This window comes from Flexivirga aerilata (genome assembly GCF_013002715.1).
GTDB lineage: Bacteria > Actinomycetota > Actinomycetes > Actinomycetales > Dermatophilaceae > Flexivirga > Flexivirga aerilata.
Map to the genome: position 1 here is coordinate 476,265 of NZ_JABENB010000001.1, position 26,200 is coordinate 502,464.

21 protein-coding genes, 2 tRNA genes and 1 other RNA gene are annotated in these 26,200 nt (G+C 69.1%); 11 read left to right on the forward strand and 13 right to left on the reverse strand.

Annotated elements, in window-relative coordinates; all coding sequences use genetic code 11:
* Positions 1 to 4: 4 nt before the first annotated feature.
* Together HJ588_RS02270 and HJ588_RS02275 are read right to left on the reverse strand one after the other, a co-directional pair.
* Positions 5 to 1,096 (reverse strand): aspartate-semialdehyde dehydrogenase, encoded by a 1,092-nt coding sequence (locus HJ588_RS02270; RefSeq protein WP_171151557.1) that lies wholly within the window; start codon positions 1,094 to 1,096, stop codon positions 5 to 7.
* Positions 1,093 to 2,364: an aspartate kinase gene (locus HJ588_RS02275; protein ID WP_171151560.1), complete on the reverse strand. Its 1,272-nt coding sequence runs from the start codon at positions 2,362 to 2,364 to the stop codon at positions 1,093 to 1,095. The genes HJ588_RS02270 and HJ588_RS02275 overlap by 4 nt, the downstream gene beginning before the upstream one ends.
* A gap of 209 nt (positions 2,365 to 2,573) precedes the next feature.
* Here HJ588_RS02275 and HJ588_RS02280 point away from each other — a divergent pair, with 209 nt between their 5' ends.
* Positions 2,574 to 3,440 carry a phosphatase PAP2 family protein gene (locus tag HJ588_RS02280; RefSeq protein WP_171151562.1) on the forward strand — a complete coding sequence of 289 codons (867 nt, stop codon included), beginning with the start codon at positions 2,574 to 2,576 and terminating at the stop codon, positions 3,438 to 3,440.
* Positions 3,441 to 3,595: 155 nt separating this feature from the next.
* Here the strand turns inward: HJ588_RS02280 and HJ588_RS02285 are convergent, their stop codons facing one another.
* The 5 genes from HJ588_RS02285 to HJ588_RS02305 all read right to left on the reverse strand — a co-directional run bounded on the left by HJ588_RS02285 (position 3,596) and on the right by HJ588_RS02305 (position 8,761).
* Positions 3,596 to 4,177, reverse strand: a complete 582-nt coding sequence (locus tag HJ588_RS02285; protein WP_171151564.1) for a DUF5063 domain-containing protein — start codon at positions 4,175 to 4,177, stop codon at positions 3,596 to 3,598.
* A complete protein-coding gene (recR, locus tag HJ588_RS02290; RefSeq protein WP_171151566.1) occupies positions 4,170 to 4,769 on the reverse strand; it encodes a recombination mediator RecR in 600 nt (199 codons plus the stop codon). Before recR ends, HJ588_RS02285 begins: the two co-directional genes overlap by 8 nt.
* A 109-nt stretch (positions 4,770 to 4,878) precedes the next feature.
* The gene (locus tag HJ588_RS02295; RefSeq protein ID WP_171151568.1) at positions 4,879 to 5,739 is read right to left on the reverse strand and encodes a methyltransferase domain-containing protein; all 861 of its coding nucleotides are present in this window, start codon (positions 5,737 to 5,739) and stop codon (positions 4,879 to 4,881) included.
* Positions 5,740 to 5,763: 24 nt separating this feature from the next.
* Positions 5,764 to 6,438: a lysophospholipid acyltransferase family protein gene (locus tag HJ588_RS02300; protein ID WP_171151569.1), complete on the reverse strand. Its 675-nt coding sequence runs from the start codon at positions 6,436 to 6,438 to the stop codon at positions 5,764 to 5,766.
* Between the two features lie 85 nt (positions 6,439 to 6,523).
* Positions 6,524 to 8,761 carry a DNA polymerase III subunit gamma and tau gene (locus tag HJ588_RS02305; RefSeq protein WP_343036561.1) on the reverse strand — a complete coding sequence of 746 codons (2,238 nt, stop codon included), beginning with the start codon at positions 8,759 to 8,761 and terminating at the stop codon, positions 6,524 to 6,526.
* Positions 8,762 to 8,870: 109 nt separating this feature from the next.
* Here HJ588_RS02305 and HJ588_RS02310 point away from each other — a divergent pair, with 109 nt between their 5' ends.
* On the forward strand, positions 8,871 to 10,490 hold the full coding sequence (locus HJ588_RS02310) for a hypothetical protein (RefSeq protein WP_171151573.1): 1,620 nt from the start codon (positions 8,871 to 8,873) through the stop codon (positions 10,488 to 10,490).
* A 5-nt stretch (positions 10,491 to 10,495) separates the two neighbouring features.
* Here the strand turns inward: HJ588_RS02310 and ffs are convergent.
* Positions 10,496 to 10,594: signal recognition particle sRNA small type (gene ffs, locus HJ588_RS02315), an RNA gene on the reverse strand.
* Between the two features lie 106 nt (positions 10,595 to 10,700).
* On the opposite strand from ffs, the gene HJ588_RS02320 reads away from it, so the two are divergent.
* Together HJ588_RS02320 and HJ588_RS02325 are read left to right on the forward strand one after the other, a co-directional pair.
* Positions 10,701 to 10,788: transfer RNA gene (locus HJ588_RS02320), tRNA-Ser, on the forward strand.
* 133 nt (positions 10,789 to 10,921) lie between these two features.
* Positions 10,922 to 11,731 (forward strand): LytR C-terminal domain-containing protein, encoded by an 810-nt coding sequence (locus tag HJ588_RS02325; protein WP_171151575.1) that lies wholly within the window; start codon positions 10,922 to 10,924, stop codon positions 11,729 to 11,731.
* A 36-nt stretch (positions 11,732 to 11,767) separates the two neighbouring features.
* Here the strand turns inward: HJ588_RS02325 and HJ588_RS02330 are convergent, their stop codons facing one another.
* On the reverse strand, positions 11,768 to 13,342 hold the full coding sequence (locus HJ588_RS02330) for a helicase HerA-like domain-containing protein (protein ID WP_171151577.1): 1,575 nt from the start codon (positions 13,340 to 13,342) through the stop codon (positions 11,768 to 11,770).
* Between the two features lie 72 nt (positions 13,343 to 13,414).
* On the opposite strand from HJ588_RS02330, the gene HJ588_RS02335 reads away from it, so the two are divergent.
* The 5 genes from HJ588_RS02335 (at position 13,415) to HJ588_RS02355 (ending at position 19,204) form a co-directional block, all read left to right on the forward strand.
* Entirely contained in the window at positions 13,415 to 13,708 is a 294-nt protein-coding gene (locus HJ588_RS02335) for a type II toxin-antitoxin system VapB family antitoxin (protein ID WP_171151579.1), read from the forward strand.
* Between the two features lie 23 nt (positions 13,709 to 13,731).
* Positions 13,732 to 14,250, forward strand: a complete 519-nt coding sequence (locus HJ588_RS02340; RefSeq protein ID WP_171151581.1) for a LytR C-terminal domain-containing protein — start codon at positions 13,732 to 13,734, stop codon at positions 14,248 to 14,250.
* A complete protein-coding gene (locus HJ588_RS02345) occupies positions 14,250 to 15,155 on the forward strand; it encodes a cobalamin-binding protein (RefSeq protein WP_171151583.1) in 906 nt (301 codons plus the stop codon). Before HJ588_RS02340 ends, HJ588_RS02345 begins: the two co-directional genes overlap by 1 nt.
* A gap of 160 nt (positions 15,156 to 15,315) precedes the next feature.
* Positions 15,316 to 15,402 (forward strand) — tRNA-Ser (locus tag HJ588_RS02350).
* A 487-nt stretch (positions 15,403 to 15,889) separates the two neighbouring features.
* Positions 15,890 to 19,204: an ATP-binding protein gene (locus tag HJ588_RS02355; protein WP_171151585.1), complete on the forward strand. Its 3,315-nt coding sequence runs from the start codon at positions 15,890 to 15,892 to the stop codon at positions 19,202 to 19,204.
* Positions 19,205 to 19,451: 247 nt separating this feature from the next.
* On the opposite strand, the gene HJ588_RS02360 is transcribed toward HJ588_RS02355, so the two are convergent.
* The 4 genes from HJ588_RS02360 to HJ588_RS02375 form a co-directional block, all read right to left on the reverse strand.
* Positions 19,452 to 19,700, reverse strand: a complete 249-nt coding sequence (locus HJ588_RS02360) for a hypothetical protein (protein WP_171151587.1) — start codon at positions 19,698 to 19,700, stop codon at positions 19,452 to 19,454.
* Positions 19,701 to 19,719: 19 nt separating this feature from the next.
* Positions 19,720 to 20,250, reverse strand: a complete 531-nt coding sequence (locus tag HJ588_RS02365; RefSeq protein ID WP_171151589.1) for a mycothiol transferase — start codon at positions 20,248 to 20,250, stop codon at positions 19,720 to 19,722.
* Between the two features lie 42 nt (positions 20,251 to 20,292).
* Complete coding sequence (locus tag HJ588_RS02370) at positions 20,293 to 21,321, reverse strand: SAM-dependent methyltransferase (protein WP_212755253.1); 1,029 nt, start codon at positions 21,319 to 21,321, stop codon at positions 20,293 to 20,295.
* A gap of 153 nt (positions 21,322 to 21,474) precedes the next feature.
* The gene (locus HJ588_RS02375) at positions 21,475 to 22,743 is read right to left on the reverse strand and encodes an MFS transporter (protein ID WP_343036562.1); all 1,269 of its coding nucleotides are present in this window, start codon (positions 22,741 to 22,743) and stop codon (positions 21,475 to 21,477) included.
* 130 nt (positions 22,744 to 22,873) lie between these two features.
* Between HJ588_RS02375 and HJ588_RS02380 the strand changes: the two genes are divergently transcribed.
* Positions 22,874 to 24,439 carry a protein kinase domain-containing protein gene (locus HJ588_RS02380; RefSeq protein WP_171151593.1) on the forward strand — a complete coding sequence of 522 codons (1,566 nt, stop codon included), beginning with the start codon at positions 22,874 to 22,876 and terminating at the stop codon, positions 24,437 to 24,439.
* The gene (locus HJ588_RS02385) at positions 24,436 to 26,193 is read left to right on the forward strand and encodes a hypothetical protein (RefSeq protein ID WP_171151595.1); all 1,758 of its coding nucleotides are present in this window, start codon (positions 24,436 to 24,438) and stop codon (positions 26,191 to 26,193) included. The genes HJ588_RS02380 and HJ588_RS02385 overlap by 4 nt, the downstream gene beginning before the upstream one ends.
* The last annotated feature ends 7 nt before the right edge of the window (positions 26,194 to 26,200 follow it).

A 26,200-nucleotide genomic window follows, 5' to 3' on the forward strand; every position in this document is an offset into this window, starting at 1 on the left:
CAAGTTACGACCGCGCTGCCGCGATGGCCTCCGCAATCTGAATCGTGTTGAGCGCGGCGCCCTTTCGCAGGTTGTCACCGGCGACGAAAAGCACCAGCCCCTTGCCGTCGGGCACCGACTGGTCCTGCCGGATCCGCCCGACGTATGACGGGTCGGTGCCGGCCGCCTCGAGCGGCGTCGGGACGTCGACGACCACGACGCCGGGGGCGTTCTCGAGCAGCTCCGTGGCCTGCGCCGGAGTGATCGCCTGGTCGAACTCGGCGTGGATCGCCAGCGAGTGTCCGGTGAAGACCGGCACGCGCACGCAGGTGCCGGCCACCGCGAGATCGGGCAGCCCGAGGATCTTGCGCGACTCGTTGCGCAGCTTCTGCTCCTCGTCGGTCTCCTCGCTGCCGTCACCGACGATCGAGCCGGCCATCGGCAGCACGTTGTAGGCGATCGGTGCGACGTACTTCTTGGCCGGCCCGAGCTCGACGGCCGAACCGTCGTGGGTCAGCGCCTCGAGGTTGCTCTCGACACCCTGGCGGATCTCACCGGCGAGCTCCTCGACCCCGGCGAGGCCGGAGCCCGAAACGGCCTGGTAGCTGGCGACCACGAGCCGGCGCAGACCGGCCGCCTCGGCGAGCGGCTTGAGCACCGGCATCGCGGCCATCGTGGTGCAGTTGGGGTTGGCGATGATGCCCTTCGTGGCCTGCGAGATCTGCTCCGGGTTGACCTCGGAGACGACCAGCGGCACCTCGTCGTCCATCCGCCAGGCCGACGAGTTGTCGATGACCGTCACGCCCGCGGCGGCGAAGCGGGGCGCCTGCTCACGGGAGGTGCTGCCACCGGCCGAGAAGATCGCGATGTCGAGACCGGTCGGGTCCGCGGTCGTGGCGTCCTCGACCACCAATCGCTTGCCCTGCCAGTCGATTTCGCGCCCGGCCGAACGCGGCGAGGCAAACAGGCGCAGCTCGCCCAGCGGGAAGTTGCGCTCTGCGAGCAGGCGCAGCACGACGCCGCCGACCTGTCCGGTGGCGCCGACGACGCCGACGTTCACGGGCTTGACGTTGTCGCGCTTGACGTTCTCGTGCTTGACGTTCTCGCTGGAGCTCATCGTCCGGTGCCTCCGTAGACCACTGCTTCGCCGTCGGAGGAGTCGAGCCCGAACGCGGTGTGCACCGCGCGGACCGCGTCGTCCAGCTGGTCGTCCTTGGTGACGACCGAGACCCGGATCTCCGAGGTCGAGATCATCTCGATGTTGATGCCGTTGTCGGCGAGTGCCTGGAAGAGAGTGGCGGAAACGCCCGGGTTGCTGCGCATGCCCGAGCCGACCAGAGAGAGTTTGCCGATCTGGTCGTCATACTGCAGTGACTCGAAGCCGAGCTGGTCCTTGATCGCCTGCAGCACCTGCACGCCGCGCTGCCCGTCGGTCTTGGGCAGCGTAAACGAGACATCGGTCTTGCCCGTGGAGACGGCCGAGACGTTCTGCACGATCATGTCGATGTTGATGCCGCCCTCGGCGATCGCCTTGAAGATCGAGGCGGCCTGGCCCGGCGAGTCGTCGACCCCGACGACGGTGATCTTGGCCTCGCTGCGGTCGTGCGCGACGCCGGCGATGATCGGTGCCTCCACGTCGTCGTCCTCTCCTTGTGGTTGGTAGACCCAGGTGCCCTCGCGGTGACTGAACGACGAGCGCACGTGGATCGGCAGGTTGAAGCGGCGGGCGTATTCGACGCAGCGCAGCATCAGCACCTTCGCGCCGGACGCCGCCATCTCCTGCATCTCCTCGTTGGCGATGCGGTCGACCTTGCGCGCGGTCGGCACGATGCGCGGGTCGGCGGTGAAGATGCCGTCGACGTCGGTGTAGATCTCGCACACGTCGGCGTTGAGCGCGGCGGCGAGCGCGACGGCGGTGGTGTCGGAGCCGCCACGGCCGAGCGTGGTGATCTCCTTGGTGTTCTGACTGACGCCCTGGAAGCCGGCGACGATCACGATGTGCCCGGCGCCGAGCGCCTCGGTGATGCGGCCCGGGGTGACATCGATGATGCGCGCCTTGCCGTGCACGTCGTCGGTGATGACGCCGGCCTGCGAGCCGGTGAACGACCGGGCGGAGTCGCCCAGGTTGGCGATCGCCATGGACACCAGCGCCATCGACATGCGCTCGCCCGCGGTCAGCAGCATGTCGAGCTCACGCTCGGGCGGCGCCGGCGAGACGGCGTCGGCGAGGTCGAGCAGCTCGTCGGTCGTGTCGCCCATCGCGGAGACCACCACGCACACCTGGTTGCCGGCCTTGCGGGTGTCGACGATGCGGCGCGCGACCCGCTTGATGCTGTCGGCGTCGGCCAGCGACGAGCCGCCGTATTTCTGGACCACGAGAGGCACGTGCGTTCAGGCCTTTCCGGACGGGTCGGTGGCGGAGCCTCGATTCTAACGAGGGGTCCACATACCGACTGCGGTGGCCGTATGCCGGACGCGCGGGCGCCCGTGCTTCGGCGTGACCTGCGTCATACATCTCGCGCGCGTACCCGAAAAAACACACCAGTATGCAGGTTGATTTCAACCTTTGGGTGAACTAATGAGAAGCTGTCAGGGTGTCGATCCGCTCGGAGGGGGTTGGCGACCTGACAGCCGCGACGCGTCGGACCGAATCTGGCCCGGCGCTCCTTCCCCTGCGCTGGCGTGCCTACCGAGCCCCCCGCTGGTGGTTCGAGCTCACCGTCCTGGTCGTGCTCGACCTGGTCTACGAGCAGTTGCGCAACCTGGTGCCGACGCACAAGCAGGAGGCGATCAACCGCGGCTGGCGGCTGCTGGAGTTCACCCAGGACCTGCACCTCGACATCGAGCTGACGCTCAACCAGTTCCTGGTGCGGCACGAGTGGCTGGCCCAGATCGCCAACTACGACTACTCGTTCCTGCACCTGCCGGTGACCGGCGGCACCCTGATCTGGCTGTTCTGGAAGCACCGCCGCGTCTACAAGACCGCCCGCACCGTGCTGGTCTTCACCACCATCCTCGGGCTGATCGGCTTCTGGATCGTGCCGATGGCGCCGCCGCGGCTGCTGCCGGGCGCCGGCTTCGTCGACACGGTCGTCTACTTCAAGACGTTCGGGTCATGGGCCACGCCGACGGTCGCGGACAACTCCAACCTGTATGCCGCGATGCCGAGCCTGCACTGCGCCTGGGCGCTCTGGGTGGGGCTGTGCGTGTTCTTTGTCGCCCGCAACCGGGTGGTCCGCACGATCGCGGTGCTCTACCCGGTCTGGACGGTGTTCGTGGTGATGGCGACCGCCAACCACTTCGTCTTCGACGCGGTCGCCGGCTGGGCGTGCATCGCGATCTCGACCGCGGCCGTGTGGGCGCTGTTCGGACACAACCCGTGGCACCCGGCGATGACCAAGGAAGAGCTCACGCTCACCCGTGAGCCGGCCGATCAGCGGCCGTCCGAGCTGGTCGAGTAGCCGAGCCTCCCTCTGTGCTGGTCGAGTAGCCGAGCCGCTAGGCGAGGCGTATCGAGACCAGCCCCCCGTCGCTGGTCGAGTAGCCGAGCCGGCCCCCTCGCTGGTCGAGTAGCCGAGCCGTATCGAGACCAGCGCTCTCCCGACACCAGCACCCCTCACGGGTGCAGCGCCTCGAACTCCGCGTCCGCCACCGTCTCGTCGTCGGCGTCCAATCGCAGGTGCGCGAGGATCGTCTGCACGACGCGCAGCGCCGCCGAACCCCGCACGCCCCACTGCGACAGGTAGCTGAACTGCCACCACCACAGCGCCTCGACGATGCGGCCCCGGTCGTAGTGGGCGAGGCCGTGCTCGAGCGCGCCGACGATGTCGGTGAGGTCGTCCGACAGCGCGCCGCGGGCCGGCTCGACCGAGGTCAGCGGGTCGACCACGTCGGCGTAGTCGTCGATGCCGTCGAGCAGATTGGCCAGGCCCATGCGCAGCGCGTCGAGGTTGCTCTCCGGGCCGGGGTCGGCCTCGAAGCGTTCCTCGGGCACGACGTCCTGGATCGCGCCCAGCCGGGCACCGGACACCTGCAGTTGCGCGAGCATGAGCAACAGGAGCGGGATCGCCTGGTCCGGGGCGGAGCCGGCGGCGAGTTCGCGGATCGCCATACAGAACGAGCGGGCGTCGGTGGCCGTCTCGTGGGCGAGGGCGCCCACCTCGAGCGGGTCGTTGGCGGGCGGCTGACTCTCAGGCATCGACGACTCTCCGTCCCTCGAAGGCCCGACCGAGGGTGACCTCGTCGGCGTACTCCAAGTCTCCACCGACCGGGAGGCCGGACGCCAGCCTCGTCACCCGCAGGCCCATCGTGCGCAGCAACCGGGACAGGTAGGTGGCGGTCGCTTCGCCGTTGAGGTTGGGGTTGGTCGCGAGGATGACCTCCTGGATCGGCTCGTCGCCGAGCCGTCGCACCAGTTCGGTGATCTTCAGGTCGTCGGGGCCGATGCCGTCGATCGGGCTGATCGCGCCGCCAAGCACGTGATAGCGGCCGCGGAACTCCCGGGTGCGCTCGATCGCGACGACGTCCTTCGGCTCCTCGACCACGCAGAGGAAGCTCTGGTCCCGCTTCACGTCGAGGCAGATGCGGCACTCGGTGTCCTCGGCGACGTTGAAGCAGCGCTCGCAGAAGCGCACCTTCTCGCGCACGACCGTGAGCACCTCGGTCAGCCGGCGCACGTCCGCCGGGTCGGCCTGCAACAGGTGGAACGCGATGCGCTGGGCCGACTTCGGACCCACGCCCGGCAGCCGGCCGAGCTCGTCGATCAGGTCCTGGACCACGCCTTCGTACACGAGAGTCGAGCCTAGACTCCGGGCCTGACATGCGGGCCACCGCCGCCGAGGTAGCAGTGGCGGTCATTATGGCGCGCCCATAACGACCGCCACTGCTACCTCGACGCTCCTAAGGGGAGGAGGGCAGCTCAGGGGTGGAGGGTCGCCGGTAGACCACGAGCGCCAGCTGAGCGAGCTGCCGGTAGGGGTCCATCGAGCCCAGGCGCTCCTCGACGTCCAGCAGGGCCGCGAGTTCGGCCGGGTCCGATGGTGGCGCGGCGTCGAGTTCGGCGGAGTCGACGGCGAGGCGCACGCCATACCACTGCTCGAGCCGCAGGCCTGCCCGTTCGGCGGTCGCCGCCAACCGGTCGAGGTTGTCCGCACGAGCCGGCGCGCCGATCTCGTTGGTGTAGCGCACATCTCGACCTTCCGCTCGTGCCGCGTCCCACTCGGCGAGCGCGTCCAGCGTGGCCTTCCAGTCCTGACGCGCGGCCGGTCGCCAGGCGACCGAACTCTCCGAGCGCACCGCTATCGCGAGGACCCCGCCCGGTGCGACGTATGACGCGAGCGCCGCGAGCGGCGCCTGGCCTTCCGGGAGATACATGAACACCCCGAGCGCGAGCACCGCGTCATACGACGCGTCACCGAGGACTGCGTCGAGTCGCCCGATCTGCCCGTCCCGCAAGGTGATGCGCGCACGAACCTCATCCGGCAGCGCGCTCTCCGCGTCCGCGAACGCTGTGCGCATCGCGGGATCCGGTTCGACGGCAGTGACCCGGTGACCGAGCCCGGCCAGCCGCAATGCCTGCGTCCCCTGCCCGGCGCCGACGTCGAGCACCGTGCTCGGCGGGGCGCTCAGGTGGTGGGCCAGGTAGCGCGCCACCATCTCCTGCCGGACCACGTTGCGCACCGCGCCGAGTCGCCGCATCCACAGCGCCCGCCCGGAGTCGAAGGTGCCGAACGAATCACCAGCAGGGTCAGTCGAATTCACATTTTCTCCACGGTCCTGCCGATCTCAGGTCGCGGGCGGGCGCTCGTTGTAGCCGGGTGCGCGCTCCTGGCCGGAAAGCGCGGCGATCGCGTCCATGATCTCGTCGGTCGCCTGACGCCGTGCCTTGCCCGCCGGCATCGCTTTGTATGACGACCCGAACGTCAGCGGCTCGCCGAACTTCACGCTCACCTTCGCCAGCCGCGGCAGGTTGGACCCGATCGGCTGCACGTCCGGCGTGCCGGACAGCCCGACCGGCACCACCGGCACGCCCGCCTGCATCGCCAGGTGCGCCGCGCCGACGTGGCCGCGGTAGAGCCGGCCGTCACGCGACCGGGTGCCTTCGGGGTAGATGCCGAACGCCTCGCCGGCCTCCAGCACCTCGAGCGCCTGCTCCAGCGAGTGCGCGGCGGCCTTGGGGTCGTCCCGCTCCACCGGCAGCATTCCCATCGCGTTGAACCACACTCGTGAGGCGAAGCCCTTCGGGCCGGTGCCGGTGAAGTATTCGGCCTTGGCCAGGAAGAACACCTTGCGTGGCGAGCACAGCGGGATGACGACGCTGTCGACGAATGACAGGTGATTGCTCGCGATCAGCACCCCGCCACGGCGCGGCACGTTGCGGGCGCCCTCGACGTGCGGGCGCCAGATGGCACGCAGCAGCGGTGCGACGGTGAGTCGTGAGCCGAGGTAGAGGCCACTCATTGCCGAACCTCCTCATGGTGCGTCCGCCGGGCTGCCCCGCAGTATTCGGGGCAGCGCAGCCGCGGGGCAACCTCAAGCGGCGACATCAGTCGACCTGCTCGTCGATCACCGTGGCACCGAGGACCGCCTGCATCACCGGCAGGCCGACCTCACCCGGGTCCTCGACGTCCTCGTCGTCCATCGACTCGTTGGAGCCGTCGTCCTCGACCTCCTTGACCGGCTCGTCGACCGGCTTCGGCGGGGCCGCCGGGTTTTCGGCCGTCGCCCACTCGGGCGGCGGTGCGTTGACCGACCCCCAGCCGCCTCCGCCGTCCGTCGCGCCGGACCCGGCCGACAGGCCGGCCTGCGCCAGGGCCTCGGCGGCGCGATTGCGCCGGGGTGCCGGCTCGGCCGCGGGCTGCGGGGACGGTGCCACGGGCGTCGGCGGCTCGGGTGGGGCCTGGCCCGTCGCCGCAGCAGACGGGCCCTGCTCAGGGTTTGCGGATGCCGCTCCCCCGCCATCGGGCGACGCATCGCCGTGCGAACCATCGCCATGAACAACCTCGTTGTTCGGCTGCGGCGGCGCCTCGGGCGGCAGGTTGGGCGCCGGTGCGCTGGCATCGGCCCGCGCCCGCACCTGCACCCCGATGCCGAGGGAGTCGCGCAGCGCGGCAGCGACCACGTCGGGATGGGGCGGCCGCTCCACCGCAGCCGCCAGGCCGGGGCTGCTGGTGCCGAGCACCAGTGTGCTGCCGTCGAACTCGGCGACGTGTGCGTGCTGGCTGAGCAGCGTCCAGGTGACCCGCTTGGCGCGGGCGATGCGGTCGAGCACGAACGGCCAGGCACGGCGTACGTCGTCGATGCCGATCGCGCCGGCCGGCTGAGCGGGGGCAGCGGGGGCAACGGGGGCTGGGTCTCGATACGCTCCCCCGCTGCGCTCCTCCGCTACTCGACCAGCATCGGGTGCCTCCGCTACTCGACCAGCATCGGGCGCGGGGGCGCCGTCGCGCGCTTCCTCGCTGCGCTCCTCCGCTACTCGACCAGCATCGGGCGCGGGGGGTTGGTCGCGCACTTCCTCGCTGCGCTGATCTCGATACGGCGGCTCGTTCCTCGCCGCCACTCGATCAGCGTCGGGTGCCTCCGCTACTCGATCAGCGCCGGGGGTCTCTGCTACTCGACCAGCGGCGATCTCCATCCGGCGCTCGATGCGGTCGAGACGCGCGGCATACCCCTGCTCGCCGGAGACGGCGGGCAGCAGCACCCGGGCGCAGATGAGCTCCAGCTGCAGCCGCGGGCCGGTCGCGCCGGTCATCTCGGTGAGCCCGGTGTTGACGATGTCGGCCGCGCGGGACAACTCGCCCGGACCGAACGACGCCGCCTGCTGCCGCATCCGCTCCAACTGGTCGTCCGGCACCCCACGCAGCACCTGCGCCGCACCGTCGGGGACCGCCGCGATCACGATCAGGTCGCGCAGCCGCTCCAGCAGGTCCTCGACGAATCGCCTTGGATCGTGGCCGGATTCGACGACGCGGTCGATCTGCCGGAAGACCGCGCCACTGTCGCGAGCGCCCAGCGCGTCGATCGTGGCGTCGAGCAGCTCGCCGTCGGTGAAACCGAGGAGAGCAGCGGCCCCGGCATAGGTCAGGCCGTCGTCGCCGGACCCGGCGATCAGCTGGTCGAGCACCGACAGCGAGTCACGCACCGACCCGCCACCGGCGCGCGTCACGAAGGACAGCACGCCCGGCTCGACCGCGACCCCCTCGGCGTCGCACAGCTGCTGCAGGTAATCGGTGAGCCGCTGCGGCGGCACCAGCCGGAACGGGTAGTGGTGGGTGCGCGACCGGATCGTGCCGATGACCTTCTCCGGCTCGGTGGTCGCGAAGACGAACTTCACGTGCTCCGGCGGCTCCTCGACGATCTTCAGCAACGCGTTGAAGCCCTGCGGCGTCACCATGTGCGCCTCGTCGATGATGTAGATCTTGTAGCGCCCCTGCGCCGGACCGTATGACGCCCGCTCGCGCAGGTCGCGCGCGTCGTCGACACCGCCGTGACTGGCCGCGTCGATCTCGATCACGTCGACCGTGCCGGCGCCTCCGCGGGCGAGCGCGACGCACGACTCGCACTCCCCGCACGGGGTCGGGGTGGGGCCCTGCTCGCAGTTGAGGCACCGCGCGAGGATGCGCGCCGACGTCGTCTTGCCGCAGCCACGCGGTCCGCTGAAGAGATAGGCGTGGTTGACCCGGCCGGTGCGCAGTGCCTGCATCAACGGCTCGGTGACGTGCTCCTGGCCGATCACGTCGGCGAACGTCTCGGGCCGGTAGCGGCGGTACAGCGCGGTGCTCACGAGGACGACTCTATGCGTCCGGGCGGACAGCGCGACGGCCGATCCGGCCGCCTGGGGAGGAAGATATTCGAAAAGCAAGTAGTCGGGATCGGCAGGTACCGTGGAAGTCATGCTCACGTCCCGCCGGCTTCGCTCACCGGCGACGTTGGCGACGATCTGTGCGGTTGCCTTCGCGCTCCTCTACATCTTCTGGACGCCGCAGGCACCCGACCTGGCCGCGCAGGTCGCGCGCGCCAACGTCGCGCGGGTCGGCGGTGCCCCAGTGTGGTGGGGCGGCTGGTTCGGCGGCATCACCCTGCCCAACTACAGCGCGATCGTGCCGTTCTCGATGGCAACCTTCGGCATCCGGGTCACCGGCGTCGTGGCCGTCGTCGCCAGTGCGTATGGCGGGGCGTTGCTCGTGCGCGGCGCCATCCGCCCACGGGCGGGCGCGATCGCGATCGCGGTCGCCCAGGCCGCCGACCTGCTCAACGGCCGGGTCACCTTCACGGTGGGCGCGGCGATCGGCATCTGGGCGCTGGTCGCGTTGCGCGCGCGGCGCGAGAAGACTGCCGCGCTCCTCGCCGTGCTGGCCTTCCTCGGGTCCCCGCTCGCTGGCTTCTTCGTCGGCATGGTCGCGGCCGTGGTAGCGGTGCTGCGGCCCGACTACCGCCGACCGGCGGCGATCAGCGCGGTGGTGCTGTTCCTCTCGGGGATCGCGATGGCGTTCCTCTTTCCAGGCACCGGCAAGATGCCCTTCCCGATCAGCGACGCGGCCCCGGCGATGCTGTCCTGCATGGCGGTGATCGGCGTCGTCCGCAACCGGCTGATCCGGGCGACCGCCGCCCTGCTCGCGCTGTCGTTCATCCCGCTGCTCATCGTGCCGCTGGCCATCGGCAGCAACGCCACCCGGCTCGCCTGGCTGGCGGCGGTGCCGGTGGTGATCGCCTACGCCGACGTGCGCAAGGCGGTCGTGTGGTTCACCGCGGCCGTGGTCGCGGTGTGGCCGCTCAGCGATCTGGCCAACCAGCTGCAGCTCGCGCACCAGCCGTCGAGCAACTACACGTTCTACGAGCCGCTCGCGGACGCACTGAAGAAGGACCAGAAGGCCCTCGGCGCGGCCGCGGTCGGCCGACGCGTCGAGGTCGTCGACACCAAGAACCACTGGGGTTCGGTCTATCTCGCGTCGTTCTCGCTCGCCCGCGGCTGGGACCGGCAGGCCGACCAGGCCGACAACTCGCTGTTCTACCGGCGCGACCAGCTCAACCCGGTGAGCTACCGGCAGTGGCTGGACTCGCTCGCGGTGGGCTGGGTCGCGGTGCCACGGGCGCCGATCGACTACGCGTCCAAGGACGAGTCCGACCTGGTGCTCGGCGGCCTGCCCTACCTGCGACTGACCTGGACCAACGACGACTGGCGACTCTACCGGGTGCTGTCGCCGGCGCCGCTCGCGGACGGGGCACCGGTCACCAAGATCGACTCGCACGGGGTGACGCTTGCCGCGACGGCCGGCAAGCCGATCAACCTGAAGGTGCGCTATTCGTCATACATCGGCGCCGCCGACCCGGTGACCAAGGCGCCGGTCGCCGCCTGCATCGTCAACGACAACGGCTGGCTGCGGGTGACGATGCCGGTGGACGGCCCGGTGCGGCTGAGCAGCGACTTCGCGCCGGTGCGCGGCAAGCCGCCGGGGTGCATCTCGCCGGACGAGGAGCGCAGTCAGTCACCGCAGCCGGTCTCCGGCCGGTAGCGGGCACAAGTGAACCCCTCGCACACCTGGAAGAGCTCTCCTACCCTTGCTGCATTCCTGCCCTGGGGGAGTTCGGAGAGGTACCACCGCACGAGGGGTCCGGCGACAACTGTAGGTCATCGCACCCGCGTCAACCCAATCGCCCGGCCCTGATCGACGCCGGGTGACGCCGATTCGTCGTGGCGGTGACGAACAGGTATTCTCCTCCGCGGAGGATTCGCATAGTGGCCTAGTGCGCACGCTTGGAAAGCGTGTTGAGTGAAAGCTCTCAGGGGTTCGAATCCCCTATCCTCCGCCATACGCCACCGGCCCACGGGCTCGCGGGCGCCCGGTACCGATGCCGTAACGACCCGGCCGGGTCGATGCGGGCGATCGGCCCGACTCGGGGCAAACTAGGATGCCAGTTGAGGTCATCGGGCATTTGGGGAGCCATGGGACATAGCACACGGCGCGCGGCAGTGGCCGCCACCGCGATTGCGATCGCCCTCCCGACGTTCGCCGCGTGCGGGGGCAGCGGCGGCAACGACAAGAAGGCCGAGGCGCCGTCGACCTGCGTGCCCTCGCCGACCCCGACGATGAAGATCGGGCTGGGCACCATCTACGTCAACGTCTGGAACGCCGGCGGCAAGGACGGCCTCGCCGCCACCGTCGCCCAGCAGCTGGGTTGGCGCGGCCTGCACGTCATCGACACCGGCAACGACCCGGAGGCCGGCAGCGCCAAACCCCCGACCACCGCGCAGATCCGCTTCGGGCCCGGCGGCCGGCAGATCGCGCTCACCCTGGCCACCCAGGTCAAGGACGCCCAGCTCGTGCAGGACAACCGCACCAACCCGACCGTCGACCTGGTGCTGGGCAACAAGTTCGCGCTGATCCCGATGCCGCCGACCGCGGCGAGCGCGGTCACCGTCAACGTCTACAACGCCTACGTGCTGCCCGGCACGGCCGGCACGCTCGCGGCGGAGATGCGCAAGCGCGGCTTCAAGGTCGGCCAGGTCGGCAACGACCCCAAGAGCGGGTTCTACCCCGACAACGCGACCGCGATCCGTTACGGCTCCCAGGGCGAGCCGGACGCGCGGCGGGTGAAGCTGCAGGTCAAGGACGCCAAGATGATCAACGACGGCCGCAAGGGCACCACCGTCGACCTGGTCATCGGCAGCAAGTGGAAGGACGACACGGTCGTGCCCGTCGCCCAGGCCACCGTGCCGCCCACTCCCTCGCCGACCTCGTCCCCCGGCTGTTAGCACCGGGGCACGCGGCCGCGCGCACGCGAGTCGCCGTCAGCGCCGCCGCGCGGTGCCGAAGATGCTGCGGGTGATCTCCCGGCCGAGCACGGTGCCGGCCGAGCGCACCATCGACTTGAACGCGCTCGACTTCACCACCTGCTCGACCATGCTCGGGTCGTCCTTCTTCTCCTTGGCCTGAGCGGGCGGCTGCGCCGACTGCGGCGGGGCCGGCTCGCCGTCGGCGGGCGGGGTGTCGGCGAGCTTCTTGTTCAACATCTCGTATGCCGATTCGCGGTCGACCGCCTCGGCATACTTGGGCTTCAACGGCGACGCGTCGACCACCTGGTCGATGGTCGCGTCCGGCGACGGCCCCATCAGCGACTGCGGCGCGAGCATCCGGGTCCAGGCCACCGGGGTCGGTGCGCCGGTCTCGGACAGCACGGTCACCACGGCCTCACCGGTGCCGAGCGAGGTCAGCAGCTTCTCCAGGTCGTAGCCGCTGGTCGGGAAGGTCTGCACGGTCGCCTTGAGCGCCTTGGCGTCGTCCGGGGTGAACGCGCGCAGCGCGTGCTGCACCCGGTTGCCGAGCTGGGCGAGCACGTCGTTGGGGACGTCCTTCGGCGTCTGGGTGACGAAGAAGATGCCGACTCCCTTGGAGCGGATCAGCTTCACGGTCTGCTCGATCGCCTGCAGGAACGCCGGCGACGCGTCGTTGAAGAGCAGGTGCGCCTCGTCGAAGAAGAACACCAGCTTGGGCTTGTCGGCGTCGCCGACCTCGGGCAGGTCGTGGAAGAGGTCGGCGAGCAGCCACATCAAGAAGGTGGAGAAGAGCGCCGGCTTGTCCTGCACACCCGGGAGTTCGAGGCAGGTGATGACGCCCTTGCCGTCGCCGGTGGTGCGCAGCAGGTCCTTGGTGTCGAACTCCGGCTCGCCGAAGAACACGTCGGCGCCCTGGTCGGAGAAGGAGATCAGGTTGCGCAGGATGACGCCGGCGGTCGAGGCGGACAACCCGCCGAGGCCCTTGAGGTCGGCCTTGCCCTCGTCGGAGGTGAGGAACTGGATGACCGCGGTGAGGTCCTTCAGGTCGAGCAGGCTGAGGCCGCGCTGGTCGGCGTAGTGGAAGACCAGGCCGAGCGACGACTCCTGAGTGTCGTTGAGCCCCAACACTTTCGACAGCAGCGTCGGCCCGAACGAGGTGACGGTCGCGCGCACCGGCACACCCTTGCCCTGGCCGCCGAGCGACAGGAACTCCGTCGGGTATGCCGTGGGCTTCCAATCCTGCCCGACGTCCTTGGCGCGGGCCGCGACCTTGTCATTGGACTCACCCGGCGAGGCGACGCCCGAGACGTCGCCCTTGATGTCGGCCAGGAAGACCGGCACGCCGGAGGCGGACAGCTGCTCGGCCATCAGCTGCAGGGTCTTGGTCTTGCCGGTGCCGGTCGCACCGGCGACCAGGCCGTGGCGGTTCATCATCGACAGCGGCAGTCGCACCGGCACGTCCGGGCTGGCGGCGTTGTCGACGACTGCGGCGCCGAGCTCGAGCGCGCCGCCCTCGAAGGAGTAGCCGGCCTTGATCTGCTCGAGTTGGGGGTTGCCTGCGGAACCTGCGGATCCTGTGGATTCAGTCACGTTGCCTGAGAATAGCCGTCTCCCCCGCCATACCGACAAGGATCGCGCGGCAAGCCCTATTAAGCTGACGCAGTGATTTTCAAGGCGGTGGGCGACGGGCGTCCCTACCCCGATCACGGCCTGGTGAGCCCGCGCGACTGGAGCTCGGTCACACCGCGCATGGTGCGCCTCGACGAACTCGTCACGATCAAGCGCACGCTCGACCTCGACGCGCTCCTGTCGGAGGACTCGACGTTCTACGGCGACCTCTTCGCGCACGTCGTCTCGTGGCAGGGCAATCTCTACCTGGAGGACGGCCTGCACCGCGCGTTGCGGGCCGCGTTGCAGCAACGGCCGGTGCTTCATGCGAGGGTGCTGGTGTTGTGACCACGCAGAGGGGACTGCCTTAGATGAGCTACGTCCGCGATAACGGACTCGCCCGCGCCCGCAAGCGGCGCCAGCGCCGGTCGATCGCCATCGTGATCGTGGCCGCGGTGCTGGTCACCGTCGGGTTCGTCTACGCGATCGCCTACATGAACCGCTCGAAGCCGGTCGACCCGACCGCAGCGTCGTGCGTGCTGCCGACGTCGCAGGCGCCGGCTCAGGCGTCGTTCGTGCTCAACGTCTACAACGCCTCGACCGACACCGGCCGCGCGAAGACCTCCGGTGCGGCGATGAAGTCGCAGGGCTTCAACGTCGGCGTGATCAGCAACGACCCCTACAAGCTGTCGCTGAAGGGCATCGGCCAGATCCGCTTCGGCCCGAAGGGCAAGTCCAACGCCGAGGAGTTCGTCAGCAAGATGCTGCCCGGCGCCGAACTCATGCAGGACGGACGCACCGACGACTCGGTGGACCTGGTGCTCGGCAACCAGGCGCCGACGATCCCGTCCCAGGCCGCGTCGCCGGTCAGCCTGCCACCGGGCTGCTGATGTATGACGGTCGGCGCGTCGTCTCGCTGCTGCCGTCGGCGACCGAGATCCTCTTCGCGATCGGCGCCGGTGACGACGTCGTCGGGGTGACGTTCGAGTGCGACGAACCGGCACACGCGCGCACGGTGGCGCGCGTGGTGTCCAATTCGGCTCTGCCCGAAGGTCTTTCGCCCTCCCAGATCGACGCGTTCGTCGCCGCCCGCATGGCGGCCGGTGAGGACATCTACCACCTCGACCGGGCCGCGCTCGCCGGTCTCGACGCGACGCTGGTGGTGACCCAGGACCTGTGCGCGGTGTGCGCGGTGGACGTCTCCGAGGTGCACGACGCGCTCGACTTCCTGCAGTGCAAGGCGCAGGTGCTGACCACCGACCCGCACACACTGGAGGAGGTGTGGGCGTCGATCGAGGCGATCGGCGCGGCGACCGGGCGCTCCGCGGCTGCCGAGCGGTTGGCGTCGTCGCTGCGCGGGCGCGTCGGGGCCGTGCGCTCCTCCGTGGCCGGCATGGGGACGCCGCGCTGCGCCATACTCGAGTGGACCGATCCGGCGTTCAGCCCGGGTCACTGGGTGCCGGAGATGATCGAGACCGCGGGCGGCCTGAGCGTGCTCGGCGACGCCGGGGAGAAGTCGCGCCGGCTCTCCTGGGACGAGGTCGCCGGGTCGCGTCCGGACGTCGTGGTGGTCGCGCCCTGCGGCTTCGGCCTGGCCGAGTCCGCCCGCCTCGCGTCAGAGGTCGTCGCCGCCGGAGTGCTGCCGCCGGATGTGCCGGTGTGGGCGGTCGACGCCAACGCCTCCTTTGCCCGCCCCGGCCCGCGCCTCGCCGACGGGGTGGAGGCGCTCGCCCGCATCCTGCACCCGTCGCTCGGCTCCCCCGACCCGGCGATGGCCCGGCCGGCGCGCGCCTGATCGACCCGGTGTGGTCGCGCCTCTGCCGACTGACGTCCGTCACAACGAGTGACGGCGCTGCAAGGACGTCACTCGTTGCGTGGGTCGTCAGTCGGCGCCCGACTGACACGCGGGTGACTCGTTTTGGAACACCGGCAGGCCGTCAGGTAGCCTCTTCGGCGGTGGCGTGTCCGAGCGGCCGAAGGTGCAACACTCGAAATGTTGTGTGGGGGCAACTCCACCGTGGGTTCAAATCCCACCGCCACCGCTCCTGTGATGTCTCACGACATCCGCAAGGACCGAACCCTCAGGGAGGGTTCGGTCCTTGTTTATTTTTGGGGTTGGTAGTCAAGGGTGAGTTGGCGGATCACTTCCATGAAGCAGCGGTCCTTCGCGGGACGACCGATCAATCACCATAAACGCGACAGTCACCGGACGTCCGGGCCGACACCGATCACATCGACGGCCCAACTCGTCAGCAAGAGCGACGAACGTCCCAAATTCTGTTGGAAGGCTGGCATCGCATTCGTCGTGATGCCAGCCTCTCGGCGTTCTGCGCTGCCGTCGGCGCAGGATCCTGAAGTAGGGCGGACAGGTCGGGCATGGCGCGAGAAGCGCCCACCGAGGGCGCATTCCGGGTACCGTCCGTTCCAGATGTTCACATCTCGATCGCCCCCCATCGTGCAGCCCCCTCAAGGAGCTGGACATCAACGAAACCATTGCGAAGTCGGGGCAGGAAGCGAGCAGCCCCGAGGATGAACGACACGACAGGCGGCGTGGCCACCGCCGCGGGCCTGCACTTCCAATACCTCGCAACCGTCGATGCGATTCTGGACTGGCTCGAGGATACTCGCGACTTCATCATCACCACCGAGGATCCTGTCGACGACGCGATCGACTTCTCGGTTCAGGTGGATGATTCATCGATCCTGCTCGCACAAGCGAAGGCATCGGTCGATAGCGAACGCCACGCTCCCCTGACCGCGGGTGAGATTGTCGATCACGGCATTCGCCTCTGCAAGAGCCCGTCCGAGAGCTACCTACTACGCACGAATCGCGAGCTTTCGACTAGCGCGGAGTCGCTCATCCAAGTGCTCACCGCCGGCTCAGATGTGCCCGGCGAGGAATTGCGTGACCGTCTACGCGCGACTCTGACAGCACCGACATATCGGAAGATCGCCGCAATTGACGAGGTGCTGCTCCAGCGGCTGACCAGACTCAGAGTCACGTCCACAGCACAAAGCCTTGACGACTTTGCAGACAAGGTCGCTCGCCGGATACTTCGACTACGCCGACACGAGGCGCGCGGCGGCGGCCGCGCTTCGGCTGATGCGCTCCTCCACTACTGCGTTGCGGCTGTTCTGCGTCGATCAGCGCAGCGAACCGGACGAGGAATGACCCGGGACGACGTCCACGCCATGCTGGGCCTCTCCGCCCGCACTCTGGCGCATGCCATCGGCGAATACGACTGGGGTGTCACGACAGGAGCATTTCCCAGGATTCGCTCAGCCGTGGATCGTCCCAGCCTGATTGACCAGATGCTTGCCCGCCTCGGATCTGCATCTGAGACACGGAGACTGCGGACCATGGTCCTCACCGGGCCGTCAGGGGCAGGCAAGAGCGCACTCGCTGCCGCCTTCTGCGACCTCGTGGCGCAGCGCTACGACAGCCTGCATTGGATCGACGCTAGCACCGACACCACGTTGCGAAGCCAGTTCAACACGCTCGCTGCGGAAGACCTCTCTGCCCTAACTGACGCAGAAGCCGCGGCTGTCGTGCGAGCGTCTCTGGAGCGCGACCCGGCCGCTCGCCTTATCGTGTTCGACAACGCACCCAGCCAGTCGAGCGTAATGGAGTGGCTCCCTGCGCACGGCCACGTGGATGCCGTGGCAACATCTACCAACGCCAACGGTTGGAGCCACTGGAGTTCGCTCCATGTCGGCGCAATGACCGAACTCGAAGCGCTCTCCCTTGTCCGTTCCAGGCTGCAACCGGATTCGTCGTGCACTTATGACGACGCCCGGGCGGTCGCGCTCGTTCGCCGCCTCGACGGATGGCCATTGGCGATAGAACTCGCCTGCGCACATCTAGGGCGGAGTGGCCGCGGCCTGGCCTTCGCGGAGGAGTATCTAGAGCAACTCGCCAGTCGCGTCATCGATAATGAATCGCTGGTACCAAGTGACTATCACTCCCACCCCACGCTCCTACAAGCGATCCTCGTCGCACTCGACCTCCTGCAGGAGGTCGATCACGCGGCCCACGGTCTCTGGGGAACGATGCTGCTTCAGACCCTCTCTTACTTGCCTCCGCGGGCTGGCCTCCTTGAGGTCGCCGGCCCCGTCTCCATTGCGACTCAACTGGAAACACACCCCCGCAGCATTCCAAGGCCGGAAAGCCCGGCAGCCATCGCCATACTGGCCGATGAAGCTCTCACCCGCTTGGGAGAGGCATCAATTGTCGAGCGCTACCGCATCGCTGGCGAGTCTTCCGACCGCGTTCGCACCAACGCGGTTGTGCTTGAAGTCGTTAGACAACTAGACGGGGGTCATCCCCAAGAACTGCGTATCTCCTATTTGCACGTCTGGCTCGAACGTGAAATTCGGAGGGCCTACGATGACGAACAGTTTTCCCGTGTTAGCGCGCTCGAGCCAAGCGCGACTACTGCGGTGGAGCACGCCCTCTCCCTCGGATTCATTATCCCCTTCGCGATTCCGACTCTGGGCAATCTCGCTCAGTTTTGGCAGTTACGGGGCGAATACGCGCACGCACGCTCAATGCTCAGAAAAGAACTCGCGATGCTCGATGCTGCAGACCAGTACGCCCCAGCATTGCGCGCCAAGATCTATGCTGCCATGGCCTACAGCATGTTGCATCTGCCAGTAACGCAAGCCGAGATCTCGGATGCCATCGAGGGCGCGATAAATCATGCTGAATATGCCGTGCAAAGTCCCCAACATTCCGGTGACATGGCGACCGTCGGCGCGCAGGTCTTGCACATCCTACAGGTACTCGAGCGGTCAACCGAATACAACGACTCAACCCGGTTGCGGAGATGGCGACGACGCCTCGAAGAGCTGACTCCCGTCGAGGACGCTCGCGCGCGTGTGGCCAACGAGATCAACCGAAGCATGACAGACCCGGGCACTGACCTAGCGGATGTGATCCGCCTCGTCGACAAGTCGCTTGAGTCCGAGCAAAGCCCGTACTGGAAGGTCAACTTTCTGTTCTCCAAAGCCGAAGCACACGCGGCAATGTACGACTTTGGATTGGCATCCGCTGTATTCTCGGAGGCAGCGGACCAGTCTCGGCAGATCTCATTGGGACTCAGCCCGGGCTGGACATCTATCCTCAACGCATGGCAAGCGGCTGCATTTGGCCTACTATCCGCCTTTCCTCCCGACGGCGTACGGCACTTCTTTCAGGAGCTTAGTCAAATTGTCGGAGATGAGGCACCTACCACACCAGAGGACCGCGCGAGCCTCGCAGTCTGCCGCGCAGCATCCGCGGCCATCCTCGACCCGGTCCGGGAAGCTTCCCGCCTCTTGGACGCGGTGCCGAACCATAGGGCAACCACATACACGGCAGGACCGGTCGACCTCACGACCCACCTAGTAAGCGCAAGCGCAATCGTCTTGCGGATTCGGAATCAGCTGGCTCCACAGGAAATTTGCATCGCCAAGGGCTGGCGTCGCATCCAGGTCGGCGACGACATTTCGTACGTCCTTCGCGTCGATTCGACGACCTGCTCCTACATCCGCGCCGCTGCGCTGCCACCCACTCCGGCCACTCCGGCCCGTTGGATTCTGAGCGAACCTGGAATTGGCCTCATTATGAACGGACCAGTCGCGACACTCGTATGGTTCTTCACCCGAGAGACGGGCTGGGTCCGCGTTCCGGGTGCGCCGTCGATCCCTGCCACAAGAGAACTACGACAACGCCTCAAACAAGACCAATTTCCTAAGGCGCGGGTGGCGATTCATATCACGGACCTTGACCTCGACTCCGACCTGGTGGACATATATGCGAGCTCAACGCTCCTTGCAGCGCCCAGTACTCCGTTGCATCTCTGAGAGTCTCTCGACCGAGAGGCCCGCACACTGATCGTTGCGCCCGTTCAGACTCGATGACCCAGGGTCGAGATGGAGCGCGCACGCAGAATGCACGCAGACCCATTTCTGACTGGTTCGCCAGGTCAGGGCACTTGTTACGGCAGCCCACTCCGAAAGAGTGGACCGAGCGAACCACCCCCCGTTAAAAGCTAGGTCCCCGACGAGGATTCGTCGGGCACCTACCTTTTTGCTTCTGCGCCGGCGCCCCTCACCTCCGCAGCAGCCGTATGGCGCTGTGCACGAGCCCCACGACCGCGCCCAGCACCGCGCCGACGAACGCCGAGGGCAGGGCGAGCTCGATCGCGGCGGCCCAGGAGGTGGGCGCGTAAGTGCGCAGGCCGATCACCAGACCGACGACGGCACCGATGACCCCGAGGAGGACGCCGCCGACGAGGCCGTAGCGGATCGGCAGGGGCAGCTCGCGCAGCTGCTCCCTGACGTTGTCCGCCGCGCCCATCGCCGGTGCTCCGGCTCTGCTAACTCTGCGGGCCGCGGCGCTGCACCAGGCCGCGCAGGTAGCCGATCTGCCCGAGGTGCTGGGTGGTGTCGTTGATCACCGACACCAGCCGCGCGGCCGCGGTCACCGGCGGGTCCCACCGCCGGTCGACGATGCGCTCGTAGTCGGCGTCGGAGGTGAGCCCGTCGAGCACCTGCATCGTGAGCTGGTGGACGGCGTCGTGGTAGCCGAGCAGCACGGAGGTGTCGGTGACGTCGAACGCCCCGACCTCGTCGCTGGACTGGCCGTAGCCGATGGCGCCGTCGTCATACGGCAGCGCGAAGCGGGTCGACCAGCCGCCGGTCACCCAGACCTGGTCGATGCCGCCGAGGTCGGCCAGGTGGTCGTCCTGCACCCGGCTCAGGTGCCAGGTGAGCCAGCCGATCGGGTTGGCGTCCTCGTCAGCGCGCCAGAGCAGCTGCTCGCCGGTCAATCCGTCGAGCTCAGAAGGCAATTGGTCGTGGACGCGATCGAAGCCGTCGCGCAGGATCAGGGACGTGGTGTCGGCCATGACACCACTCAAGCACGTGCGCGGAGGGTTTGCGCTCCGAACTCAGCGGCGGGTGGCCACCAGGGTGACCTCGTGCCGGTTGTGCTGCAGCTGCCGCATGAAGCTCGGATCGTATGACGCAGCAAGCATTCCCAGCGCGTCGTCGATCTGCTTCACCGGGTTGTTGGTGCCCAGCTTCAGGGTGATCACCGCCTGACCACCGGGCCGCAGCAGGCGGGCCGCCTCGACCATGGTGTGCGCGGTCAGCTGCGGGACCATCCGCATGTCGTTGACGATGAGGTCGACCGGCTCGCCGTCCCAGTCCTTCACGAAGTCGCCGGCGGTCTGCTGGTGGTGCTGCACGCCGGGCAGGTCGAGCACGCGCTGGTCGAGTTCGGCAGGGTCCACCGCGTGGATGGTCGCAAAGCCGCGGTCGGCGAGGATGCGGGTCCAGCCGCCCGGGCTCGCACCCAGGTCGACCGCGGTCGACCCGACCGGCTCGCCGACGAAGCCGAAGAGCTCCTCGAGCTTGAACTCCGCCCGCGACACCTGCTCGGGCCGGGTTGCGAAGCGGATGCGGCCGCCCGCCCAGTCGACCAGCGACACGTCGGTCGGGTTGACGCCGGCGACCACTCGCTCGGCTCCGATGCACACGCTCCCCACCCGGGAAGCACCACTGGTGACCACGCGAATCCCGTTGTCCAGCAACAGTTCCAGCAGTGGCCGCCGCACCTTCCCCGGCCGGAACTCCGCCTCGCCGCTGTCCCACGTGTGCAGGCTGATCGTGTCGCCGGTCTGCAGGGATGCCATGAGCACGCTGGCGGCCCACTCGGCGAGCTCGTCGGGCCGCTCGAAACCGCCGGCGCCGCGCACCCCGTCGGCCTGCGCCAGGTGCCGGATCAGCGGCAGCTCCCCGCCGAGGCACGCGTCGGCGACCTCGGCGATGCCACCCGCGCCGAGCGAGACCACGCCGGCGTCGGGTCCGACCCGCTGCACCTTGGTGACGTCGAGGGCGTGCCGGAGTTCGGCGACCGCAAACCGGTAGTAGTCGGGCGCGACGGAGAAGAGCACGGGCGGTTCCACGGGGGCCATGTTCTCACCGCGGCTGCCGTCATACGGCGGCCGCACGGCATACCTCAGCGACACCGGCCGGGGCGTGGACGAACTCCGCGAGCGGGTCGGCGCCCCCGTCTGAGCCCGAAACGAGCAGAAGGGCCCCGCGATACGACCGGATCGCGGGGCCTTTCACCGTGTGACGCGATAGCGCACGAACACCGGTATGGCGGTGCTCGCCGCCAGCACCAGCACGATCACCAGGGCTCCACCACCCGCGGCCGCCACGGCGGTGCCGGCGACGGCTGCCGCGCCGCCGTGCACCACGTCCGCGATGCGCGGGCCGCCCGCGACCACCACGATGAAGACGCCCTGCAACCGGCCGCGCACCTCGTCGGTCGCCGACTCCTGCAGCATCGTCGAGCGAAATGCCGCCGACGCCATGTCGGCCGCGCCGCCGATGACCAGCCCGGCGAGCGCGATCACCAGGAAGACGCCCGCTCGGCCGCCGGCGGCACCGACTGCCAGCCCGAAGACGACCATCGACGCACCCCACACGACGATCGCGAAAACCACTGCCAACCCTTGGCGTTCGACCCGCGACACCCACCCGGAGAAGATGCCGCCGAGCACGGCTCCCGCCGGGATCGCCGCGAAGAGCAGCGCGAAGGCCAGGCCGCCGTCGGTCGGGCCGCCGAAGCTCTCGTGCGCGACCTGCGGGAAGAGCGCCCGCGGCATGCCGAAGACCATCGCGATGATGTCGACCAGGAACGACATCAGCAGCACCTTGTGACCGCGCAGATAGACGAATCCGTCGAGCACGGAACGCAATCCGGCGCGTGCGGCCGCCTCGGCACCCGGCGGCATGGCCGGCAGCCCGACGACCGCCCAGAGCGTCGCGAAGAGCGTGATGGTGTCGGTCAGGTAGAGCCAGGAGTAGCCGAGCACGGGGATCAGCGCGCCACCGACCATCGGTCCGGCGATCGCGCCGAACTGCATGACCGTCATGTTGAGCGAGTTCGCGGCCGGCAGTTGCTCGCGCGGGATCAGCCGCGGCAGCAGCGCACTGCGGGTCGGCTGGTTGACCGCGAAGAACGCCTGCTGCACCGCGAAGAGCACCAGGATCAGCCAGACGTTGTGCAGGCCGAGCGCCGCCTGCAGCCAGAAGAGCGCGCTGCTCGCGATGAGGCCGACCGTGGAGATCATCAGCAGCCGGCGGCGGTCCATCACGTCGGCGAGCGCCCCGCCATACAGCCCGAAGACGACGAGTGGCACCAGCCCGAAGATGCCGGTCAGACCGACGTAGGCCGAGCTGCCCGTCTCGGCGTAGATCTGCGCGGGCACCGCGACGACGGTCAGCTGCGCGCCGATCACCGTGACGATGTTGGCGGTCCAGAGCCGCCGGAAGGCGGGGGCCTGCAGGGGGCGCGTGTTGGCGAACATGCCGCGCAGGCTGCTCACCGCGTGCTCCTTCGGGTCGTGGCAAATGTCGGCCATCAATGTATGCCGGGCGCGACCGGCCCGGGAACGCGAGCCCGCCTGACGAACGTCGATAGGGTTTGCGCGGGAGCACGGGCGACGAGGGGTGAGCATGCAGCGGACGGGCGGCACGGTCGTCGGCGGCCGCTACCAGCTGACCTCCCGCATCGCCGGCGGCGGCATGGGCGAGGTATGGCGCGCCACCGACCGGGTGCTGGAGCGGCCCGTGGCGGTGAAGCTGCTGCGGGCGACGCTGACCGACGACCCGGCGTTCCTTGCGCGCTTCCGGGTCGAGGCACGCAACGCCGCCAAGCTCAGTCACGGCAACATCGCGCAGGTCCACGACTACGGGGAGGACGGCGGCACCGCGTTCCTGGTGCTGGAGCTGGTCGACGGCCGGCCGCTGTCACAGCTCATCGCGGCTGAGGCCCCACTCGCCGAGGCCGACGCGGTGCACCTGCTGGTGCAGGCGGCGACCGCGCTGCACGCGGCGCACGCCAAGGGCATCGTGCATCGCGACGTGAAGCCGGCCAACATCGTGGTGGACGACGAATCCACCGCCAAACTCACCGATTTCGGCATTGCCCGGGCACTGGACGCCTCCTCGATGACCCGCGCCGGCGAGGTGATGGGCACCCCGCAATACCTCGCACCGGAGGCGGCGACCGGCAAGGAGGCGACCGCGCAGTCGGACGTCTACTCACTCGGCGTCGTCGCCTACGAACTGCTCGTCGGACGGCTGCCCTACTCCTCCGACACCGCGGTCGGTTTCGCACTCGCGCACGTCAACGAGCCGGTGCCGGCGCTGCCGCCCACGGTGCACCCGGCGCTGCGCGAGGTCGTGCAGGCGGCGATGTCCAAGCACCCGGACGAGCGGCCGCGCGGCGGCAGTGACTTCGCCCGGCGGCTGCAGGAGTCGCTCGCCGCGACCCCGGTCTCGAACGTCGGGCCGGTGCGAGTGGCGCACCTGCCGCCGGTCGGCCGGTCCGCGGAGACGACCAGCGTTGTGGCCGGCGCACCCGGCGTGACCGGCGTGGACGAGGCAGACGAGGCGGTTGAGGCGGGCGGCGTGACCGGCGAGGGCGCCGCGGACGGCGCCCCGGACGACAGGTCCGGCGGCCTCCCGGCGTCCACCGACACCCCGCAGCCGGCCCGGACGCTCGCCCGCGGCCAGAACTCCGTGCTGTCTACCCACCGGCTGACCGTGCAGGTCGAGGCGGCCGGCGACCCCCGGGTCGACCTGATCGCCTGCGAGCTCGACGAGCGCGGGCGCGCACCCGGCGACGACGCCCTGGTCTTCTACAACCAGCCCGTCTCCGGTGACGGCGTCGTGCGCCTCGCCGCGGGCGGCCGGATCGAGTTCGACACCGCGGTGCTCCCGGAGGCGGTGCACTCGGTCGCGGTCGGCGTCGCCATCGACCCGCCGGAGACGCTCGGCGCACTCGCGGGCCTGCGGGCGACCGTCGCCGGCACGGGCCCCGAGCAGCCCGAGACCTTCCACCTAGCGGCCGAGCTCGGCGACGAGCGCCGCCCTGCTCCTGCAGGTCTACCGGCGCGGCGACGGGTGGAAGGTGCGCAACGTGGCGGCGGGCTGGCAGGCGGGTCTCGCGGCGCTGATCGGCGCCTTCGGTCTCGAGGTCGAATCCCCGAGTTCGTGACGTACTCTGTGCACCCGTGAGCACGATTTCAGGGGGTGCCGCGGTCCCGGACGGGCCCGGCAGTGCGACCGGCGGCGCAGCCGCCATGACCCGCGCACGGCCCCTGTGGTGGATCGCCGGCATCCTGCCGTTCCTCACCGCCTTCCTGGTCACCGCCCGGGTGCGGCTCAACGGAGACGTCGACTACGCACTCGGCACCATGGAGACCGCCGGCCGCGGCGGCGTCGGCGTGGGTGAGGTCTTCGCCGCCCGCCCCTACGCCTACCGGCTGTTCATGGACGTGCTCGACCGCGGACGGCGGCTGATCAGCGACGCACCCGGCTCGACACTCACCGACGACGTCATCATCCGGTGCGAGACCGTCGCCTTCGTGGTGCTCGTCGGTGTGGTGCTGTATGCCGGCCTGCGCCGTCGCCTGCCGGGCGCGCCGGCCGGGGTCATCAGCCTCGTGGTCACCGGCAGCCTCGCGATCGCGCCCCCGTGGCATTTCCTTGAACCCGACTGGGTCGGAGTGCTTTTCGCGGTGCTGGGCGTCGGCACCTGCCTGCTGCCCCGCAACGTCTGGCTCGGTGCGGTCGCCGGCGGCATACCCCTGCTCATCACGGTCGCGATGAAGACCGCCACCTTCCCCTGGGCCCTCATCGCCCTGATCGCGATCGGGGTGCTCTCGCGTCGCCGGGCGATCTACACCGCGATCGCCTGGCTGCTGCTGGTGGTGGCGTGGCTGATCGTCACCCGCTACGTCCAGCACTGGGAGTGGCGCTGGCTGCAGGATCAGGCCAAGCTCGTGCACACCTCCCCGATCCACAACGGCATCCGCCTCGAGGACCTCAAGCTGCTCCTGCAGGCCGCCGCCAACGTGGTGATCGTCAGCCCGATCCTGGTCGCCTACCCGGTCGCCGCGGCGGTGCTGGTGCAGCGCCGGACCGGCCGGGCACGCTGGGTGACGCTGGCCGTGCTCGTCGTGGTCGCCGGCCTGTGTCTCGCGTCCGGCTACGGACAAGGCGAGTTCTTCATGTACCACTTCGCCGGTATGCCGGTCGTGGGCGCCGCGGTCTGGGCGGTGGCCGTGGCCCGGCCGTCGGCCGCTCGGCTCCCGCTGGTCGTCGCCCCGGTCCTCGGCGCGATCGCGAGCGCGGTGCTCATGGCACAGCCGCTGGCCTGGCGGCGCGACCACCTCTGGTGGGCGATCGGCATCGAGCTGCTCATCGCCGCCGCGGCGACCGGCTGGGCGCTGATCGCCATGCGCCGCCGGGTGCCCTCCACGGACCGTCCGTGGTGGGTGCCGGCGATCGGGGTCGCCGCGGCCGCCGCGCTCGTGACGCCGCTGCTGCCGCGGTCGACCTATTCGTTCGACCTCTTCGACGACTCCGTCGTCGTGGGCCCGAACATCGCGTCGATACGGGCCGCCGACCGCCAGTACGACGCGCTGCGCGCCCGGATCGGCGCGGACACCCGCGTCACCTACTTCACGTATGGCGCCTACAACCGCGCCCTCGGCAACCCGACGACCTGCCGCTACCCGTCGCCGCAGTGGCTCCAGCGCTCCGTGCGGTTGTCCTCTGTGCGCAACTACCCGAGCTACATCGACAACCTGCGCTGCCTGACGTCCGACGGCGGGGCCAAATACCTGGTCTGGGAGCCGAGCTGGTTCTCGCTGAAGGGCGCGGCACCGCAGATCCGGGAGTATGCCGCGAAGTTCGACTGCAGCAAGAGCGGCCGGGTGCCGGCACCACGCGCCCTCGTCGTCTGCCCCCGCAAGCCGCTGCCCTGAGCGACAA

Excerpts from the sequence above, each read along its gene's own strand:
- HJ588_RS02270 (WP_171151557.1), bottom strand. The coding sequence starts at position 1,096 with ATGAGCTCCAGCGAGAACGTCAAGCACGAGAACGTCAAGCGCGACAAC.
- HJ588_RS02285 (WP_171151564.1), bottom strand. The coding sequence starts at position 4,177 with ATGCCTGAGAGTCAGCCGCCCGCCAACGACCCGCTCGAGGTGGGCGCC.
- HJ588_RS02300 (WP_171151569.1), bottom strand. The coding sequence starts at position 6,438 with ATGAGTGGCCTCTACCTCGGCTCACGACTCACCGTCGCACCGCTGCTG.
- HJ588_RS02310 (WP_171151573.1), top strand. The coding sequence starts at position 8,871 with ATGCTCACGTCCCGCCGGCTTCGCTCACCGGCGACGTTGGCGACGATC.
- HJ588_RS02325 (WP_171151575.1), top strand. The coding sequence starts at position 10,922 with ATGGGACATAGCACACGGCGCGCGGCAGTGGCCGCCACCGCGATTGCG.
- HJ588_RS02340 (WP_171151581.1), top strand. The coding sequence starts at position 13,732 with ATGAGCTACGTCCGCGATAACGGACTCGCCCGCGCCCGCAAGCGGCGC.
- HJ588_RS02345 (WP_171151583.1), top strand. The coding sequence starts at position 14,250 with ATGTATGACGGTCGGCGCGTCGTCTCGCTGCTGCCGTCGGCGACCGAG.
- HJ588_RS02355 (WP_171151585.1), top strand. The coding sequence starts at position 15,890 with ATGAACGACACGACAGGCGGCGTGGCCACCGCCGCGGGCCTGCACTTC.
- HJ588_RS02360 (WP_171151587.1), bottom strand. The coding sequence starts at position 19,700 with ATGGGCGCGGCGGACAACGTCAGGGAGCAGCTGCGCGAGCTGCCCCTG.
- HJ588_RS02365 (WP_171151589.1), bottom strand. The coding sequence starts at position 20,250 with ATGGCCGACACCACGTCCCTGATCCTGCGCGACGGCTTCGATCGCGTC.
- HJ588_RS02370 (WP_212755253.1), bottom strand. The coding sequence starts at position 21,321 with ATGGCCCCCGTGGAACCGCCCGTGCTCTTCTCCGTCGCGCCCGACTAC.
- HJ588_RS02380 (WP_171151593.1), top strand. The coding sequence starts at position 22,874 with ATGCAGCGGACGGGCGGCACGGTCGTCGGCGGCCGCTACCAGCTGACC.